This window comes from Aureimonas sp. AU12, assembly GCF_001463705.1.
Classification (GTDB): domain Bacteria; phylum Pseudomonadota; class Alphaproteobacteria; order Rhizobiales; family Rhizobiaceae; genus Aureimonas.
The window spans coordinates 1-17,334 of record NZ_BBWH01000033.1 but is presented as its reverse complement, the minus strand read 5'-3'; the positions used below and the strand labels follow the sequence as shown (position 1 = coordinate 17,334).

At 69.5% G+C, this 17,334-nt stretch carries 14 protein-coding genes; 8 read left to right on the top strand and 6 right to left on the bottom strand.

The features are described from left to right. Nucleotides 1-139 precede the first annotated feature (139 nt). The 3 genes from AUL33_RS13990 to AUL33_RS13980 all read left to right on the top strand — a co-directional run bounded on the left by AUL33_RS13990 (nucleotide 140) and on the right by AUL33_RS13980 (nucleotide 5,875). The gene (locus AUL33_RS13990; RefSeq protein ID WP_062209217.1) at nucleotides 140-1,810 is read left to right on the top strand and encodes an efflux RND transporter periplasmic adaptor subunit; all 1,671 of its coding nucleotides are present in this window, start codon (nucleotides 140-142) and stop codon (nucleotides 1,808-1,810) included. After that, nucleotides 1,807-5,076, top strand: a complete 3,270-nt coding sequence (locus AUL33_RS13985; protein WP_082652595.1) for an efflux RND transporter permease subunit — start codon at nucleotides 1,807-1,809, stop codon at nucleotides 5,074-5,076. The genes AUL33_RS13990 and AUL33_RS13985 overlap by 4 nt, the downstream gene beginning before the upstream one ends. Nucleotides 5,077-5,155: 79 nt before the next feature. Beyond that, nucleotides 5,156-5,875 carry a hypothetical protein gene (locus AUL33_RS13980; RefSeq protein ID WP_062209214.1) on the top strand — a complete coding sequence of 240 codons (720 nt, stop codon included), beginning with the start codon at nucleotides 5,156-5,158 and terminating at the stop codon, nucleotides 5,873-5,875. A gap of 6 nt (nucleotides 5,876-5,881) precedes the next feature. Here AUL33_RS13980 and AUL33_RS13975 read toward each other — a convergent pair whose 3' ends face one another. From AUL33_RS13975 to AUL33_RS13965, 3 genes are all read right to left on the bottom strand, one after another. After that, on the bottom strand, nucleotides 5,882-6,844 hold the full coding sequence (locus tag AUL33_RS13975) for a DUF1402 family protein (RefSeq protein WP_062209211.1): 963 nt from the start codon (nucleotides 6,842-6,844) through the stop codon (nucleotides 5,882-5,884). 173 nt (nucleotides 6,845-7,017) lie between these two features. Next, nucleotides 7,018-7,608, bottom strand: coding sequence for a hypothetical protein (locus AUL33_RS13970; RefSeq protein ID WP_062209208.1), 591 nt, complete (start codon nucleotides 7,606-7,608; stop codon nucleotides 7,018-7,020). Further along, a complete protein-coding gene (locus tag AUL33_RS13965) occupies nucleotides 7,601-8,062 on the bottom strand; it encodes an Lrp/AsnC family transcriptional regulator (protein ID WP_062209205.1) in 462 nt (153 codons plus the stop codon). Before AUL33_RS13965 ends, AUL33_RS13970 begins: the two co-directional genes overlap by 8 nt. A 175-nt stretch (nucleotides 8,063-8,237) precedes the next feature. On the opposite strand from AUL33_RS13965, the gene AUL33_RS13960 reads away from it, so the two are divergent. Both AUL33_RS13960 and AUL33_RS13955 read left to right on the top strand, forming a co-directional pair. Then, the gene (locus AUL33_RS13960) at nucleotides 8,238-9,041 is read left to right on the top strand and encodes an aspartate/glutamate racemase family protein (RefSeq protein WP_082652594.1); all 804 of its coding nucleotides are present in this window, start codon (nucleotides 8,238-8,240) and stop codon (nucleotides 9,039-9,041) included. Between the two features lie 60 nt (nucleotides 9,042-9,101). Continuing rightward, complete coding sequence (locus AUL33_RS13955; protein ID WP_062209202.1) at nucleotides 9,102-9,920, top strand: class II glutamine amidotransferase; 819 nt, start codon at nucleotides 9,102-9,104, stop codon at nucleotides 9,918-9,920. A gap of 142 nt (nucleotides 9,921-10,062) precedes the next feature. Here AUL33_RS13955 and AUL33_RS13950 read toward each other — a convergent pair whose 3' ends face one another. Both AUL33_RS13950 and AUL33_RS13945 read right to left on the bottom strand, forming a co-directional pair. Next, complete coding sequence (locus AUL33_RS13950) at nucleotides 10,063-11,379, bottom strand: MFS transporter (RefSeq protein ID WP_062209199.1); 1,317 nt, start codon at nucleotides 11,377-11,379, stop codon at nucleotides 10,063-10,065. Between the two features lie 231 nt (nucleotides 11,380-11,610). After that, on the bottom strand, nucleotides 11,611-12,693 hold the full coding sequence (locus AUL33_RS13945; RefSeq protein ID WP_062209181.1) for a phosphatase PAP2 family protein: 1,083 nt from the start codon (nucleotides 12,691-12,693) through the stop codon (nucleotides 11,611-11,613). A gap of 280 nt (nucleotides 12,694-12,973) precedes the next feature. On the opposite strand from AUL33_RS13945, the gene AUL33_RS13940 reads away from it, so the two are divergent. Both AUL33_RS13940 and AUL33_RS13935 read left to right on the top strand, forming a co-directional pair. Further along, entirely contained in the window at nucleotides 12,974-13,441 is a 468-nt protein-coding gene (locus AUL33_RS13940; RefSeq protein ID WP_062209178.1) for a DUF2269 domain-containing protein, read from the top strand. After that, entirely contained in the window at nucleotides 13,438-14,781 is a 1,344-nt protein-coding gene (locus AUL33_RS13935) for an SDR family oxidoreductase (protein WP_244492247.1), read from the top strand. The genes AUL33_RS13940 and AUL33_RS13935 overlap by 4 nt, the downstream gene beginning before the upstream one ends. Before the next feature lie 140 nt (nucleotides 14,782-14,921). On the opposite strand, the gene hslU is transcribed toward AUL33_RS13935, so the two are convergent. Continuing rightward, nucleotides 14,922-16,229, bottom strand: a complete 1,308-nt coding sequence (gene hslU, locus AUL33_RS13930; protein WP_062209173.1) for an ATP-dependent protease ATPase subunit HslU — start codon at nucleotides 16,227-16,229, stop codon at nucleotides 14,922-14,924. A 365-nt stretch (nucleotides 16,230-16,594) separates the two neighbouring features. Between hslU and AUL33_RS13925 the strand changes: the two genes are divergently transcribed. Next, nucleotides 16,595-17,311 carry a LuxR family transcriptional regulator gene (locus tag AUL33_RS13925; protein WP_062209169.1) on the top strand — a complete coding sequence of 239 codons (717 nt, stop codon included), beginning with the start codon at nucleotides 16,595-16,597 and terminating at the stop codon, nucleotides 17,309-17,311. Nucleotides 17,312-17,334 lie beyond the last annotated feature (23 nt).

Sequence of the window (17,334 nt, the reverse complement as noted above, 5' to 3'; positions counted from 1 at the left end):
GGCCCGCAGGACGATGGGCCGCAGCGTCATCTTCCCGTGATCGTTGCAGTGCGGCTCGCCACATTTGCATTCGCGCCTAATTGCTCGATCGATCCGGCCGCGCGTCCGCGCCGCCGCCTCCCGTCACGTGAGATCTTCGATGGGCTCGAAAGCCGTTCGCTTCCGCTCCGCCGCCAGCGCGCTCGTGCTCGGCTCGCTCCTTGCCGTGCCCGGCGTCGCGCTCGCCCAATCCGGCGGCGCGGCCGAGCCGGCGGCGACCGGTGCGGCGGCGCAGGCCCCCGGCATCGACATTCCGCTCATCGGCCGCGTCGAGCTGCCCGGTTTCATGGCCGGCTGGTTCGGCGGCGGCAAAGGCGACGAGCAGGCAGCGGACGGTGGCGGACAGGGCACGGGCGATGTCGCCGGCGCGTCGGCCGAGCCGGCGGCGGTCATCGTCGAGACCGTGCAGACGCAGGCCGTCGGCGACACGATCGACTTCATCGGCACGATCCAGCCGATCGAGCAGGTGGCGGTGCGCGCGCGCGTCGACGGATACATCCAGAACGTCGCTTTCAACGGCGGCCAGCGGGTTCGCGCCGGCGACCTGCTCTTCCAGATCGAACCCGCGCAATACGAAGCGGCGCTGCGTTCGGCCGAGGCGCAGCAGGCAGGCGCGCAGGCGACGCTCTCGCAGGCGCAGCGTAATTTCGAGCGCCAGCGGGGCCTCGCCCAGTCCGGCGTCACGGCGCGCGCCACGCTCGACGACGCCACGGCGCAGGTCGAGACCGCACGCGCCAGCCTCCTCCAGGCCGAGGCCGCGGTGACGCAGGCCCAGCTCGACCTCTCCTACACCCGCATCGAGGCCGCGATCGACGGCGTCATGTCGGCCCCGCTCATCACCCGCGGCAACTACGTCTCAACCACCACGGCGAGCGAGCTGGCGACATTGACGCAGATGGACCCGATCTGGGGCGTCTTCCCGATCGGCGAGGGCCAGCTCATCACCTGGCAGCGCATCGGCGTCGGCGAGACGCAGGAGACCCCGATCGCCCGCAACGGTGAGATCGGCGGCGCCGGCGAGGGCGCTGAGGGCGAGACCGCGGCGGCTGCCGCGCCGGGTGGTGAAGACCAGGGCGACGCTGTGGCACCCAGCGAGGGCGCCGCCGGCGGCACTGGCGGGGGCACGCGCATCGCGTCCGCCGAGGGCACGGCCGCAGCCGGCGCGCCCCCGCCGCCCCCCGGCGCCGAGACGGTGGATGCCGGCACGCGCTCGGACGCCGACGCGATCGGCGACGATTTCCGGCTGGCGCTACGCCTGCCCAACGGCGCCGACTACGAGCCGAACGGACGCTTCGACTTCGTCGGCAACACGGTGAACGCGGCGACCGGCACGGTCGAGGCCCGCATCGCCTTTCCCAATCCCGGCGGCATCCTCCTCGACAACCAGAATGTCAGCCTCGTGGCGAGCGAGAAGAACCCGCCGGTCCTGCCCGTCGTCCCGCAGGCCGCGATCCAGCTCTCGCGCGAGGGCCGCTCGGTGCTCGTGGTGAACGGCGAGAACGTCGTCGAGCGCCGCCCGGTCACCACCGGCAAGACGATCGGCAACATGGCTTCGGTGACGAGCGGCCTGTCGGGCGGCGAGACCGTCATCGTGCGCGGTTCGGCGAGCGCCAAGGAGGGGGCGACGGTGCGCCCGCTCAGCGCGGCGGAAGCGGAGGCCGAGGCCGAGGCCCGGCGCCAGTCTCGCGGCGGCCAGACAGGCGGGGCCACGACGCCGGGCACGTCCGATACCGGGACTGCCGGCACCGGCGGCGGATCGGCCGCGCGATGATCTCCGAAACCTTCATCCGCCGCCCGCGTCTTGCGGGCGTCATCTCGATCGTCGTGGTGCTCGCCGGGCTTCTCGCCATGGCGGTGCTGCCGGTGGCGCAATATCCCGAGATCACCCCGCCGACCGTCTCGGTCTCGGCGACCTATCCCGGCGCCGATTCCACGGTGCTGGCGCAAGCCGTCGGCGACCCGCTGGAGCGCGCCATCAACGGCGTCGAGAACATGACCTACATGTCCTCGACCTCGACGGATTCCGGCACCTATTCGCTGTCCATCACCTTCGCCATCGGCACCGATCCCGACATCGCACAGGTCAACGTCTCCAACCGTGTCCAGCTCGCCACCGCGCAGCTGCCCGAGGCGGTGACGCGTCAGGGCGTGACGGTGCGCTCCCGCTCGCCGAACTTCCTCATGGCGGTCGCCTTCTATTCCGAGGGCGGGCGGATCTCCACGATCGACATCGGCGCCTATCTGTCGTCCGACGTGGTGACGGCGCTGCAGCGCGTCGACGGCGTGGGCGACGCCAACATCATCGGCAATGCCGACTATTCGATGCGCGTGTGGACCGATCCGGTGCGCATGGCCGCCCTCTCGATCTCGGCGGCCGACATCACCAACGCCATCGCCGCCGAGAACCTGCCGGCCTCCACCGGCCAGATCGGCGGCGCCCCGGCGCCCGAGGGGCAGGCGGTGGTCTATACCGTCACCTCGCAGGGCCAGCTCAACACCGCCGAGCAGTTCGAGAACATCGTCGTTCGGGCCCAGACCAACGGCGCCATCGTGCGGCTGAAGGACGTGGCGCGCATCGAGCTCGGCTCGGAGAGCTACGCGGTCAATTCCTATGTCGGCGACAATCCCGGCAAGACGATCCAGGTCAACCAGGCGCCCGGCGCCAACGCGCTGCAGACCGTGACGGCGCTGCGCGCCGAGCTTGAGCGCCTGAAGGGCAGCTTCCCCGCCGGGCTCGACTACCGGATCATCTACGATTCCACCCAGTTCGTGGACGCCACGATCCACGAGATCATCCTGACGCTGGCGATCACCGCCGCGATCATCGTCGTCGTGGTGTTCGTCTTCCTGCAGGACTGGCGCTCGACGCTCATTCCCGCGCTCGCCATTCCCGTCTCGCTCATCGGCACCTTTGCGGTGCTCTTGGTGATCGGCTTCACCATCAACGTCATCACGCTGCTGGCGCTGATCCTCGCCATCGGTCTCGTGGTCGACGACGCCATTCTCGTGGTCGAGAACGTCCAGCGGGTGATGACCGAGCGCAAGCTCGACCGGGTCGAGGCGACGCGCATCGCCATGGCCGAGATCACCGGCCCGATCGTCTCGACGACGCTCGTGCTGCTGGCCGTGTTCCTGCCCACCACCTTCCTGCCCGGCCTGTCCGGCCAGCTCTACCGCCAGTTCGGCCTGGCCCTGTCGATCTCGATGGTGCTGTCCTCGATCGTGGCGCTGACGCTGACCCCGGCGCTCGCGGCCACGATGCTGCGTCCGCCCAGCGCCGCCTGGGGGCCGCTGCGCTGGTTCAACAAGGGGCTGGACGCCACCCGCAACGCCTATGGGCGCTCCGTCGAGTTTCTCGTGCGCCGCGTCCTCATCGCGCTCGGCGTGCTGGCGCTCGGGTTCGCGGTCGCCACCGTCTCGTTCCTGGCGCTGCCCTCGACGCTGCTGCCGGACGAGGACCAGGGCGCCATCCTCTTCGACGTCTCGCTCCCCGACGGCGCCTCGCTTCAGCGCACCACCGAGGCGATGCTGGAGATCGGCGACATCCTGCGCGAGACCGAGGGCGTCAACGCCTACGTCCTCAATGCCGGCTACTCGCTGCTGCAGTCCTCGCAGCGCTCCTCCGGGGGCCTCGGCATCGTCACGCTGACCCCTTGGGGCGAGCGGCCCGACCTCTTCACCATCCTCGGCGAACTCCAGGGCCGCTTCGCGCAGATCCCGGGCGTCCAGGTTGCGGCCTTCCCGCCGCCGCCCATTCCCGGCCTCGGCTCGGTCGGCGGCTTCACCTTCGAACTGCTGGCGCAGGGCGGGCAGGACCCCGCCGAGGTGGCGCAGGTCGCCAGTTCCTTCGTCTCGGCCGTCAACGAGCGGCCGGAGATCGAGGGCGCCCGCACCACCTTCTCGGCCGACGTGCCGCGCCTCTACATGACGATCGACCGCGACCGGGCCGAGACTCTCGGCCTCACCGTCTCCGACATCTACGACACTGTCGGCAGCGCGATGGGCGAGACCTTCGTCAACCAGTTCATCTATGACGGGCGCGTCTATCAGGTGCGCCTGCAGGCCGAGGCCGACGCGCGCGCGGCGGCCTCCGACATCGCCGAACTCTACGCCAAGAACGCCAGCGGACAGATGGTGCCGCTGCGCTCGGTGGTGACGGTCGACACGACCTTCGGCCCGTATACGGTGCCGCGCTTCAACCTCTTCACCGCGCCGCAGATCACCGGCCAGCCGGCGGCGGGATATTCCTCGGGCGCCGCGCTCGCGGCATTGGAGGAGGTGGCCGCGGAGACGCTACCCGAGGGCTATTCCTACCAGTTTTCCGGCACCTCCTATCAGGAGCAGCAGGCGGGCTCGGTGACCACCATCGCCTTCGCGCTGGCCTTCGTCTTCGCCTATCTCTTCCTCGTGGCGCAGTACGAAAGCTGGCTGCAGCCCCTCGCGGTCATGCTGTCGATCGCCATCGCGGCCGCAGGCGCGGCGGGGGCGCTGGCGCTCTTCGGTTACTCCTCCAACATCTACTCGCAGATCGGCATGGTGATGCTGATCGGCCTGGCCGCCAAGAACGCCATCCTCATCGTCGAGTTCTCGAAGGAACGACGCGAACTCGACGGGATGGAGATCACCGAGGCGGCGGTGGTCGGCGCCAAGCAGCGCTTCCGCGCGGTGCTGATGACCGCGCTGGCCTTCATCCTCGGCCTCGTGCCGCTGGTCCTGACCTCGGGGGCGGGGGCGGCTTCGCGCAACGCCATCGGCACGGCGGCGATCGGCGGCATGCTGGCGGCGACCTTCATCGGCATCTTCATCGTGCCGGCGCTCTTCGCCTTCTTCGAGCGGCTGCGCGAGGGTCGCAAGGGCAAGTTCTGGGGCCGCGAGCGGGAAGACCGGTCCGACCTTTCGGAGCGCGCGAAGGCGAAGGCCGAGGCAGCCGAAGCCGAGCGGGCGCCGGAGGGTGCGGCGCCGAGCTCGACCCAGGAGGATCGCTTCCCCTGGAGCTTCGGGACCAAGGCCCCCCCGCGGCCGGCACCGGCGGAGTGAGGCGGGGTCAGACCGGCGACGGCCTGTCCTGCGAAGACCCGCGCATCGTCCTTCGAACCTCCTGACCCCGCCGGCCCTGATGAAACCGATCACCCTGTTTGCCGGCGTCGCCCATGACGACATTCCGACGCCGCCACGCACGATCGCGGTGGTCGGCAACGCGCCGGAGGTCGGCGACCATCGCGACGCCATCGACGCCGCCGACTGGGTGGTGCGGTTCAACAATGCCGCCGGCCACGGCGCCAGGACGGGCCGGCGCGTCACCCATCTCGTGCTCGTCAATTTCGGCGGGCAGATGCGCGAGTGGCTCGACGATCACGGCTTCCTCGATCGCCCGGTGTTGCGCGCGGCTGCCGAGTTCCTGCTCCCGATCCATCCCGGCGAGGCGGCGCTGCGCACACCGCGCCCGGACGCCGAGAAGCGGGCGGCACCCGGCGACCACGACTGGACGCAGGAGGCGGCGGCTCGCCTTGCCGCGCTCGGACGGCCTGTGAAACTTTTGCCCGGCGCCCTCGAGGAGGCGAGCAGCCGACTGCTGGCGACGGAGCGCGGCGACGCCCCCGGCACCCCGTCGCCGCCGCCGAGCACCGGCTTCCTCACCGTGCGCCATCTCCTGGAGACCGTCGCCACGCCGCACACCCGGATCGACTGCTACGGCTTCGGCTTCGCCGGCTGGGACGGCCATGCCTGGGAGGCCGAGCGCCGCTGGTTCGAGGATCGCGAGCGGGAGGGACGCCTCGTCCTGCATCCGTTGGATCATGATGGACGTGGAGTTCTCGGTAGACCGGACGCGCGCTGACGCGGCTCAGGGGAAGATCGCGCTGAGATCTTCGATCCGGTCGTTCACCAGCCAGCCGTAATAGTTCTCTTCCGGCAGGCGGGGCGCGCGTCCCGCAGCGCGGTTGCGCTCGTTGTCGGCTTTCAGGGCGCGGGCGCGGCCGACGGGATCGCCGACATTGTAGAGCGTCGCGACGAGGCCGGGATTGCCCGAGATGTCGAAGCCGGCGATGTCACGATAGGCCTCGATCGAGGAGCGGATGACGGCGGCCATGTAGGCCAGCGTCTTGTCGGGATCCATGATCGCCGCATAGACCTCGCCGGCCTCGCGCATGTCGAGCTCGGGATAGCCGGAGACGCGGTGGACGATGTCGGAGACCGACAGCGCCGTCAGCGGGTTGAGTTGGCCGAGGCCGAAGGTCTGGCCGGCATAGAAGGGCTGGAAGAACACCGCGCCGAAGCGGTTGGCGGGATAGGAGCGCCCCTCCACCGCGCGGCCCCGGAAGGCGGCGTCGAAGACCCGCTCGCGGCAGGACCAGAGGGCGGTGTCGCTGGCGCCGTCGACGTCGCAGACGCCGAACTGCGGGCGGGCGAGGAAGTCCTCGATCGGCTCGCCCGCATAGGCGAAGGCGACGCCCGAATTCATGTAGGACATGGCCTTGACGTAATAGGTCTGCAGCCGATCGAGCGCGTCGACATTGTAGGTGTGCTCGCCGACCAGCGCCCCCGCGATGTGGATGGGGCGGATGCCGTAGGCCCGCGCCGCCGTGCGGATCTTCTCCTGCAGGTCCTTGTTTCCCGCCAGAAGCGCGCGGATCTTCTCGTACTTGGCGTCGAAGCTTGAGCGCGTCGCCTTCGTGCGCGCGGTCGAGCCGCCGGGTACCGCGGGCTGCTCGGCATTGCGGTTGCCGGGCGGCACGAGGCTGACCGCGCCGACGGGCATCGCGAAGGTGAGGAGGAGAGCTGCGGCGATCGCGGCGAAAGGGGACATGGACAGGACGGCCTTCGGGGGTGGTCCCCGTCCTAGACCGGACAATGGGGCGGGCGCGAGGCCAAACAGGCTGAGGGGTGCGATGGCCGTTCCACGTGAAACATTTCGCGCACAGTCGGGCGGGTTCGGTTGCCGGAGAGGACACGCCGCTATCGTCTCATACGAGGTCATTGTCAGGGACTGTCGTCGGCCCGTGTGTTCTGCGGGGGAGGCCGGCTCCAGGTCTCGGCTGCCAGCAGGACCAGCAGAGGCAGCATCGGCCAACCGCTCATGATCGCCCAACGGATCGTCCACCGCCCGTCATCGTCGGACAGAAACGTAGTCGAAGGAGAACCAACCCATTCGATGGAAATCGCAAGGACGGCGAGCAATGGCAAGAGGCCGGATGCGAAACATCTTGCGACAAACCGGCGGGAGTTCCGAAGCCCTGCCCGACCCGTGGTCGCGCGCGCGCTGAGCAGGACGACGAGGTGCCCGAGCGCGAACAGCCCCAGCGGGCCGAGAAACAGGATACCGATCAGGCCGACTGCCTTTGTGATGATGCCCTGCCCTGACGTAAGCGCGATGTCGTTCGGGATCGGATCGGTCCAAAAGGCGTCGAAAGACGATGCCATCCAGGTGGGAAGGACCACAATCGTCGTTAGCGTGCCTCCGATGCTGAGGAGCACGAACCAGAGGATGCTCGGCGTCGCCAGCAGCAGAACCCCGACGAACACCAGGGCGCTGCCCGTCCCGTCCCCGTCTTGCCGCCGCCGCTCACGCATACCGCGTCGGCACCGCGGTCTGCGACTTTACCGTCTCCATCGAGATGTAGGCGGACATCTCGAACAGGCTGACCCGTGCCACCAGCCGCCTGTAGATCGTGTCGTAGTGCTCGACATTGGGCAGCACGAGCTTGAGGATGTAGTCGAAATTGCCGGTGAGGCGGTGGACCTCGACGATCTCCGGCACCGCATGAACAGCCGCGCGGAATTCCTCCAGCCAGCCGCTCTCGTGCTGCGAGGTCTTCACGATCACGAAGATCGTGGTCGGCAGGTTGATCCGTTGGCGATCCACCAGCGCGATCCGCCTGACGATATAACCCTCGTCGCGCAGCCGCTGGATGCGGCGCGAGCAGGCCGACGGCGAGAGCGAGGCGCGTTCGGCCAGTTCCGCCACCGGGCGGTCGGCATCGTCCTGCAGGAGGGTGAGGAGAAGATGGTCGCGATCGTCGAGCATGGGAGCAATGTGCGACGAGTGAAGGAGCGGCGCAAGCTGGATGCGCTATATCGCTGAATGACGCTTCGATCGTGCATGGAGATGTCGATATTCTCGGAAAGTCGCGGATCATGGCGCGCGGCGCTCGTGTCATTCTGGGTGCATCGACAGGGATAACAGGGCAGGGGACCTCGCAATGAAGCGCATCGGACTGATCGGCGGCATGAGCTGGGAATCCACCGCGGTCTACTACCGCATGCTGAACGAGGCGGTGCGGGCCCGCGCCGGCGGCCTCGCCTCGGCCGATGTCCTCATCCACTCGCTCGACTTCGCCGAGGTCGTGGCGCTTCAGAAGGCCGGGCGCTGGGATCTGGCCGGCGCGCTTCTGGCGGAGAGTGCCGGACGGCTGGAGCGGGCCGGTGCCGACTGCGTCCTCATCTGCACCAACACGATGCATCTGGTCTCGCAGACCGTTGCCTCGGCCGTCGCGATCCCGCTCATTGACATCATCGAGGAGACCGGCGCGGCGCTGGCGAATGCGGGCATACGCCGTCCGCTCCTGCTGGCCACCCGCTACACGATGGAACACGGCTTCTACGCCGACCGCATGGAGGCCCATTGCGGCATCCGGCCCATCGTCCCGAACGAAGCGGACCGCGCGAGCGTCCATGGCATCATCTTCGAAGAGCTTTGCGCCGGCCGCGTGCTCGACGGCTCGCGCAAGGCATTGAAGGCCATCATCGCCCGCGGCCGAGCGGCCGGCGCCGACAGCGTCATCCTCGGCTGCACCGAGATCTGCCTGTCGCTCGATCCGGGCGCCCTCGAACTGCCCGGCTTCGATTCCACCGCGATCCATGCGGCGGCCGCCATCCGCTTCGCCTTCGGCGAGCCGGCCCTGACCTGTGGTCAGCCCGTCGGGCGCACCAGCCCGACCTCCGGTCAGACCGTCGAGCGCATGGGGCCGACCGGAGGTCAGCCCGGGGAACGCATCGCAGCATAGGCTCTGCCGGCGGCGGTTGCCGCCGCCCCGTCTGGCCTCGCATCAGGAACCGGTTCGCCCATGTGCCGCCTTCTCGCCTATTCCGGAACGCCTCTCTTCCTGGAGGACCTCCTGATCCGGCCCGAAGGTTCGCTCGTCTCGCAGTCGATGGCGGCGCGCGAGGCACGCACGGTGGTGAACGGCGACGGCTGCGGCCTCGGCTGGTATGGCGAGCGGGCCGAGCCCGGCCTCTATCGCGGCATCCTGCCGGCCTGGTCGGACGCCAACCTCACCTCGCTCTGCCGGCAGATCCGCTCGAAGCTCTTTCTCGCCCATGTGCGCGCGGCGACCTCGGGCGGGGTCTCCACCGCCAATTGCCACCCGTTCGCGCAGGGGCGCCAGCTCTTCATGCACAACGGGCAGATCGGCGACTACGCCAAGGTGCGCCGTCGCGTCGAGGCGATGATTCCCGACGCGCTCTACCCGGCGCGCAAGGGCACCTGCGATTCCGAGGCGATCTTCCTCGCGGCGCTGGGGCGCGGCATGGAGAGCGATCCGATCGGCGCCTATGGCGAGATCCTCGCCGAAATCCTGGCGCTGCGGGCCGGCGAGCCGGGCGAGCCCGTGCGCTTCGCCGCCGTTCATAGCGACGGGACGCGGCTCTTCGCCTTCCGCTGGGCGAGCGACGGCCTGCCGCCCTCGCTCTATTCGAAGATCGAGAACGGCTCGGTGCTCATCGCCTCCGAGCCCTGCGGCGCGGACGCCGCCGGCTGGCAGGCGATTCCGCCCGGCAGCGTCCTCGAAACCGGGGCAGGCGGCGAGGTGATCCTGCGGCGCTTCAACCCGCGGCTTGCGCTCAAAGGCCAATCCGCCGCGCTCGCCTCCCGCGCGGCGGCCTGACGAGCCAGGTGTTTGATCCCAAGCGGGCCGAGCCAGGGCCGGTCCCGCGACCGTCGGTTCGCCGGACGCCCCCAAGGTCTCCGTCACGTCCCCGTCGTCCGAAAGCGAAGGGGTTCGCTTCGTCCGGACATGCGCTCGTCGCTCAGGCGAGCGGCTGGTTGCGCGTCTCCTCGCGGATCATCGTCACCGCCAGTGCCGCCCCGGCCAGCAGCGCCGCGAAGAGGCCGAGCGTCAGGCCGAAGCTCGCGGCCATGGCCGGCGCCAGAAGCGAGGGCGCCAGCAGCCCGCCGAGCCGCGCCACGGCGCCGGCGGTGCCCATGCCGGTGGCGCGCAGTTCGGTCGGGTAGAGCTCGGGCGTGAAGGCGTAGAGCGCGCCCCATGTGCCGAGCAGCGCGAAGCTCATGCCGAGCGTCGCGGCCACCACGAGCGCCGGTGCAGTGCCGAGCCCGTAGGCCAGGCACCCGGCGGCGCTGAGGAGGAGGAAGCCGATCAGCGTCGGCCGCCGGCCCCAGCGCTCGACGCCGTAGGCCGCCAGCGCGTAGCCGGGGAGTTGCGCCAGCGCGACGAGCACGAGGAAGAGATGGCCGCGCAGGAAGCCGAGCCCCTGGCCGGCGAGGCGCACCGGCAGCCAGACGAAGATGCCGTAATAGGACATCGAGACGAGGAACCAGGTGGCGAGAATCAGTGCCGTGCGGCGGGCAAGGCCCGGCTCGCGGAAAAGGCCCGCGAGCGAGACGCGGCGCGTTTCCACCGCCAGAAGTTCGGGCACCGGGCCGGCATGGCCGTTGACCCGCGCCACGGTCGCGATCACCGCCTGCGCCTCGGCGGTGCGTCCGCGCTTCAGGAGGTAGAGCGGCGATTCCGGGATCCAGAAGCGGATCGCGAGACCGAGCAGCGCGGGCAGGCCGGTGAGGAGGAAGATCGCGCGCCAGGGCTCCTCGACGCCGGCCGTCTGCACGCCGAGCGCGGCGAGCGCCACGAACACCGTACCGAGCGCCCAGAAGCCTTCGAGCATGACCAGCCAGCGGCCGCGCCGGTCGGCGGGCAGGAACTCGGCCATCATCGCGTAGTCCACCGGCAGCGTGCCGCCGACGCCGAGCCCGGTCAGGAAGCGCAGCGCTAGCAGCCAGCCGAAATCGGGCGCGAAGGCCGAGGCGATGCCGAAGACCGCGTCGAGAAGAATGGTGACGAGGAGGACGTTGCGCCGTCCGATGCGGTCCGCCAGCCGCCCGAAGGCGAAGGCGCCGACGAGCATGCCGAGGAAGAACAGCGTTCCCGTCTGCAGCGCCTGCGGCACGGTGAGGCCGAAGCTCGCGGCGATCGAGGGCGCGGTGAAGCCGATCGCCAGGACCTGCATGGCATCGGCGGCCCAGACAAGGCCGAAGGTGAGGAGGAGCCGGCGCTGGAAGCGGCCGGTGCCGATCCCCGCGAGCGCGGCGTCGACGGAAAGTGCGGACATCGCCAGTCATCCCCTCCGCGCGGCAGGCCGAAGCGGCCCCGCCCGATTCGCGGCGAGCGACTGTTCATGGCCTTCACGGGCGCGTCAACGTCGGTTGCCGCGACCCGGTCATGGCGGGATCAGAACTCGCTCGGTGGTGGTGGTGGCGCCGGTCAGGCCACCCGGCCTTTGGCAAGAGCGGCTCGAAGCTTCGATCTTGCGGGAGGATCGCGCCTGGCCGCCGAACTCGGGTCAGCGCTCGGCGTTGCGCGGCGTCGCGCGGATCGAGGCGCGGGCCAGCGCCCGTCCGATCCACCAGCCGGCCACGCCGATGGCGGCGCCGAGGATGCCATCCACGGCGTAGTGCCAGCCGAGATGGATCGAGCCGAGGAGGATCACCACCGCAAAGCCCGCCATGATCCGCCCGAGCCGGGGATGAACCGTGCGGGCACAAGCGGCGAGGAACACGGTGGAGGCGTTGTGCATGCTCGGCATGGCGGAAATGCCGCTCGGCCCGGCCATGCCGTGGGCGTAGCTGTTCCAGAGCGTTTCCTGCACGCCGAGCGCCCAGACCGGATAGATCCGGTCCGACGCTGCGAGCCCGTCCATCAGTTCGACATAGGCGGTTCCAAGGCCAAGGCGCTCGTAATAGACCGGCCCGGCGGAGGAGAAGGCGATCGCCAGGACATTGCCGCCGACGATCCAGATGAGCGCGAAGCCGAAGAGGAAGGCGAGCTTGCGCTCGCGATCGCTGACCGAGAACGCGGCGGCCAGCATCCAGAAATAGACGACGAAGAGCCAGAGATTGTAGCAGAGGTTGACGAGGAAGGTCGCCTCCGCCGACCCCAGGAGAGGCCAGAGCAGGCGCCAGGGGTCGTGACCGAGGAAGAGGAGGTGGTCGAGCTCGAAGAAGGTCTTGTCCCACGCAAAGGGTGCGACGAGGGGAACGTGATGCTTGATCTGGGCAAAACTCGCCATCAGCACGAGGTAGATCAGGGTGACGACGAGACCCTCCGCCAGCCGGCGCCGGTCGCCGACGATCAGGGCGAGATCCTCGACAAGGCGCGTGAGCGGGCGAGGCGGGCGCTCGACCGCAATCAGCCGGACTGCGCGCCAGACCACGAAGAACAGGAGAAAGGGCACGAAGACCCACGCCGAGAGGTCGAGTCCGCTCTCCAGCAACGCGACGTTCGTCGGCAGGCCGGACTGCGCGACGACGAAGGCCGCGGCCGCCGCGTGGGCCGCGACGAGAAGAGCCACGAAGCGAAATTGCCGGGCGGCGCGTCGGATCTCCAGCATGAGACCGCCGGCATGGCCGAGAAGATAGGCAGGCATGATGGAGCGCCCCCCGGGGACCGACGACCGATCTTTAGACGGTAGCGGTTAAGAAAGGCGTGCTGGCACGCAATCGACATGCACCGGACGACCGCCCGATCCCGAGGGTTCACGCCGCGGTGGTTGTGCCTGCGAACGCCCTGCGCCGATGTCGGTCGCGACAGAGCAACGGATCGACCGGCGTTGCGAGCCCTTGGGCCTCGCTCGGGCCTTTACCGGATCTCCACGCCCGGTTGCGATGATCAGGCATCCTGCCCCTCGTCCGCGTTGCGCTTGCCCCATGTCCTATCTCGTCCTCAAGTTCCTGCACGTGGTCGGGGCGACGGTGCTTCTTGGTACCGGCAGCGGCATCGCCTTCTTCATGCTGATGGCCCATCGCAGCCGCGACGCCGCCTTCATCGCGCGCACCGCCGGGACCGTGGTCACCGCCGATCTCCTCTTCACCGCCTCGGCGGTGGTGGTGCAGCCGATCACCGGATACGTCCTGGCGCGCGAAGCCGGCTTTCCGATCGGCGAGGGCTGGATCCTCGCCTCGCTGGTGCTCTACGGCGTCGCCGGCCTGTTTTGGCTGCCGGTGGTGTGGATGCAGGCGCGCATGCGCGATCTCGCCCGCGCCGCGGTGCTCGTCGGCGAACCGCTGCCGCCGGCCTATCACACGCTGTTCCGCTGGTGGTTCGCCTTTGGCATTCCCGGCTTCGGCTCGGTGCTGGCGATCGTCTGGCTGATGATCGCGAAGCCCGTCCTGTGAGCGCCCGTTCTGTGAGTGCCCGGCCGACGATCCTCGTCCTCGGCGCCGCGGGCCTCATCGGCGAGGCCACCGCGCGCCATCTGGCGGCGGCCGGCTTTCCGGTGGTGGCCGCCGCGCGCCGCCTGTCGGCCGCACAGCGCTTGGCCTTCGGCTCGAGCGCCCGCATCGTGCCGCTCGTCGATCTCGATGCGCCGGCGCTTGCGCAACTCCTGACCGACACAAGCGCCGACCTCGTGGTCAACTGCATCGGCGTGCTGCAGGACGGCGGGGGATCGAGCACGGGGGACGTCCATGCCGGTTTCGTCTCGCGCCTTCTCGAAGCGATCGCGGCACAGCCCCGGCCCGTGCTCCTCGTGCACCTGTCGGTGCCCGGCCGGCCGGAGGAGGACGGCACCGCTTTCAGCCGCACCAAGCGCGAGGCCGAGCGCCGAATCGAGGCGGCCTCGATACCCTTCGTGATCCTGCGGCCGGGCTTCGTCATCGGTGATGCCGCCTTCGGCGGCAGCGCCCTGATGCGGGCCCTGGCCACATTGCCCATCGCGCTTCCGGCCGGACTGGCGGCGCGGCCCTTCGCGGCGACGCGCATGGCCGATATCGGCTCCGGGATCGCGCATCTGGCGACGCGCTGGGCGGACGGAGAGCGCCGGCAACGCGCGACGTTCGACGTGATGGAGGCCACGCCCTCCGACGTCGGCGACGTGCTGGCGGCGTTCCGCGCGCGGTTCGGGGGCGTCAAGCCGCGCTTCGTCCTGCCGTCCTGGCTTCTGGCGCTGGGCAGCCGGGCCGGCGACGCGGCGGCGCTCCTCGGCTGGCGCCCGCCGATCCGCACCACGGCGCTGCGCGAAATGCAGCGCGGCGTCGCGGGCGACCCCGGGCCGTGGATGCGCGAGACCGGCCTCGTGCCGCCCGACATCCGCCGCATCGTCGCCGACCTGCCGGCCACCGTGCAGGAGCGCTGGTTCGCCCGGCTCTATCTCCTGAAGGCCGCGATCCTGGGTGGGCTCTCGCTGTTCTGGATCGTCTCAGGCGCGGTCGCGCTTTGGCCGGCCTTCGATGCGGCCACGGGGATCCTCGTGGCGCAAGGCGTTCCACGCCCGCTCGCCGCCGCGATCACAGCCGTCACGAGCCTGGCCGACATCACCATCGGCCTCGCCATCGCGACGAGGCGCTGGAGCGGCGCGGGCCTCAAGGCCGGCATCGCGCTGACGCTTGGCTACATGGCGGGCGCCGTGGTGCTGACGCCTACGCTCTGGCTGGATCCGCTGGGGGCGATGGTAAAGACGGTCCCCGCGCTCATCCTGATGCTTGTCGCCCTGGCGCTTCTCGACGACCGCGGCTGAGTGCGATCGGTCTCATCGGCAAGGCTCGCCGCGTCCCAGAAGAGGGATCGCGACGAGTGAGTGCTGCCAGCTAAGCGCGCCAGATCTTCAAAGGATGAAGCGCGACAGGTCGGTGTTGCCAACAAGACCCGGCACGCGCTTCAAAGGATGAAGCGCGACAGGTCGGTATTGCCCGCGATGCCGTCGAGGGCCTTATGGACGTAGGCGCCGTCCACCCGGTAGCTCTGGCCGCCCTTGTCGGGGGCTTCGAAGGAGATGTCGTCGAGGACGCGCTCCATCACGGTCTGCAGGCGGCGGGCGCCGATGTTCTCGATCGAGCCGTTCAGCGACACCGCGAGATCGGCGATGGCGTCGATGGCGTCGTCGGTGATCTCGAGATCGACGTTCTCGGTCTTCATCAGGGCGATGTACTGCTTGATGAGCGAGGCTTCGGTTTCGGTCAGGATGCGGCGGAAGTCGTCCTTCGTCAGCGCCTTCAGCTCGACGCGGATGGGCAGGCGGCCCTGCAGTTCGGGCAGGAGGTCGGAGGGCTTGGAGACGTGGAAGGCGCCGGACGCGATGAAGAGGATGTGGTCGGTCTTGACCGGCCCGTGCTTGGTGGCGACGGTGGTGCCTTCGACGAGCGGCAGCAGATCGCGCTGCACGCCCTCGCGCGAGACGCCGGCGCCGCCATGGCCGTCCTTGTTGGCGACCTTGTCGATCTCGTCGAGGAAGACGATGCCGTTGTTCTCCACCGCGAAGATCGCCTCGGCGACCACCACCTCGTTGTCGAGCAGTTTGTCCGACTCCTCGTTGATGAGAAGGTCGTAGCTCTCCTTGACGCTGGTGCGGCGCTGCTTGGTGCGCCCGCCCATCGCCTTGCCGAACATCTCGGACAGGTTGAGGACACCGACATTCGCCCCGGGCATGCCGGGAATGTCGAGCCCGCCCATCGGGTTGGACGTATCGGCCACCTCGACGTCGATCTCCTTGTCGTCGAGTTCGCCCGAGCGCAGCTTCTTGCGGAAGCTGTCGCGTGTCGCGGGCGAAGCGGTCTTGCCGACGAGCGCGTCGAGCACCCGGTCCTCGGCGCCCTGGTGGGCCCGGGCCTTGACCTCCTCGCGCTTCTTCTCGCGCACGAGGCCGATGCCGATCTCGACGAGGTCGCGGATGATCTGCTCGACGTCGCGCCCGACATAGCCGACCTCGGTGAACTTCGTCGCCTCGACCTTGATGAAGGGCGCGCCGGCAAGTCTTGCGAGGCGGCGCGAGATCTCGGTCTTGCCGACGCCGGTCGGTCCGATCATCAGGATGTTCTTCGGCATCACCTCTTCGCGAAGCGAACCGGTGAGCTGCTGCCGGCGCCAGCGGTTGCGCAGCGCGACGGCGACGGCGCGCTTGGCGTCGCCCTGGCCGATGATGTGGCGGTCGAGCTCGGAGACGATCTCGCGGGGGGAAAAGTCGGTCATGCGGCTCAGCGGTCCGGTGGTGTGCGGGGCGCCCGCCGGCTGCGGGCGCGTCGGCCTCCAAGATGGGATCGCCGGGGCCCGAGTGCCAGAGGAGCGGCGGGACGGCGGGCGTGGCCCCGTTTCACGGGGGCGGGCGGCGATGAGCATGCAGTGCGAAGAAATCGTGTCCCTCAAGGAAACCCGGCCGTTTCCCGGTTCGAAAGCGGCCAGGTTTGCGATAGGACAGAGGAGTCGGAACGCCCATCGAATCACTGCCGCCGCTTCGTCCCGTTCTCCTGCGAAAGAGGATTTCGCCGCATGACCCCGACGGGTCTCGACCCCATCCTCGCCATCTTTCCCTCCCTCGACGCTTGCGTCGCGCGGGGATGAGCGCCGGTCCCGCCCTTCTCGCGCGGCTCGAGCGCCCCTGGACGGAAGAGGGCCTGATGGCGGCCGTGGCGGCGCTCGCCGAGGCGAGGGGCTTCACCCGCTTCGCGCTGATGACCGTGCCCTCGTCCGACGACGCGGGGGCGGAGATGCGGATGATCCTGTCGAACTGGAGCGAGGAGTTCCGTCGCGGCTTCGAGCGGCTCGGCTTCAACCGCTTCACGCCGGTTCTGCGGGCGTTGCGCGGCGGCGCCGTGCCGTTCGTCTGGGATGCCGAGACGCTGCACGGCTACGACGAGGGCGACCCGGAAATGAGCCCGCAGGCGAAGTTTCTCGGGGTGAATGCCTGCCTGTCGGGGATCTACTGCCCGGTGCACGGCCTGACGAGCTTCAACGGGGTGCTGGTGCTCTCGGGACCGGGCGCGCCGGTGAGCGACGAGGAGGCCGACGACCTGCATCTGGCCGCCTTCTCGATCTTCGGCATCCTCGCGGCGTGCCGCTTCGAGGAGAACCGGCGCAACAACCCGCTGACGGCGCGCGAGCGCGAATGCCTGAAGCTCGCCATGCTCGGCAAGACCTCCTCGGAGATCGGCACGATCCTGACGCTCTCCGAGCACACGATCTCGCAATACCTGACGGCGGCGACCCGCAAGCTCGACGCCTCCAACCGCACCCACGCGGTCGCCCTCGCGGCGCAGTTGGGATATCTCTCATGACGCGGCCAGCGGCGGGTTGAACA

Excerpts from the sequence above, each read along its gene's own strand:
- AUL33_RS13990 (WP_062209217.1), top strand. The coding sequence starts at position 140 with ATGGGCTCGAAAGCCGTTCGCTTCCGCTCCGCCGCCAGCGCGCTCGTG.
- AUL33_RS13985 (WP_082652595.1), top strand. The coding sequence starts at position 1,807 with ATGATCTCCGAAACCTTCATCCGCCGCCCGCGTCTTGCGGGCGTCATC.
- AUL33_RS13980 (WP_062209214.1), top strand. The coding sequence starts at position 5,156 with ATGAAACCGATCACCCTGTTTGCCGGCGTCGCCCATGACGACATTCCG.
- AUL33_RS13975 (WP_062209211.1), bottom strand. The coding sequence starts at position 6,844 with ATGTCCCCTTTCGCCGCGATCGCCGCAGCTCTCCTCCTCACCTTCGCG.
- AUL33_RS13970 (WP_062209208.1), bottom strand. The coding sequence starts at position 7,608 with ATGCGTGAGCGGCGGCGGCAAGACGGGGACGGGACGGGCAGCGCCCTG.
- AUL33_RS13965 (WP_062209205.1), bottom strand. The coding sequence starts at position 8,062 with ATGCTCGACGATCGCGACCATCTTCTCCTCACCCTCCTGCAGGACGAT.
- AUL33_RS13960 (WP_082652594.1), top strand. The coding sequence starts at position 8,238 with ATGAAGCGCATCGGACTGATCGGCGGCATGAGCTGGGAATCCACCGCG.
- AUL33_RS13955 (WP_062209202.1), top strand. The coding sequence starts at position 9,102 with ATGTGCCGCCTTCTCGCCTATTCCGGAACGCCTCTCTTCCTGGAGGAC.
- AUL33_RS13950 (WP_062209199.1), bottom strand. The coding sequence starts at position 11,379 with ATGTCCGCACTTTCCGTCGACGCCGCGCTCGCGGGGATCGGCACCGGC.
- AUL33_RS13945 (WP_062209181.1), bottom strand. The coding sequence starts at position 12,693 with ATGCCTGCCTATCTTCTCGGCCATGCCGGCGGTCTCATGCTGGAGATC.
- AUL33_RS13940 (WP_062209178.1), top strand. The coding sequence starts at position 12,974 with ATGTCCTATCTCGTCCTCAAGTTCCTGCACGTGGTCGGGGCGACGGTG.
- hslU (WP_062209173.1), bottom strand. The coding sequence starts at position 16,229 with ATGACCGACTTTTCCCCCCGCGAGATCGTCTCCGAGCTCGACCGCCAC.
- AUL33_RS13925 (WP_062209169.1), top strand. The coding sequence starts at position 16,595 with ATGAGCGCCGGTCCCGCCCTTCTCGCGCGGCTCGAGCGCCCCTGGACG.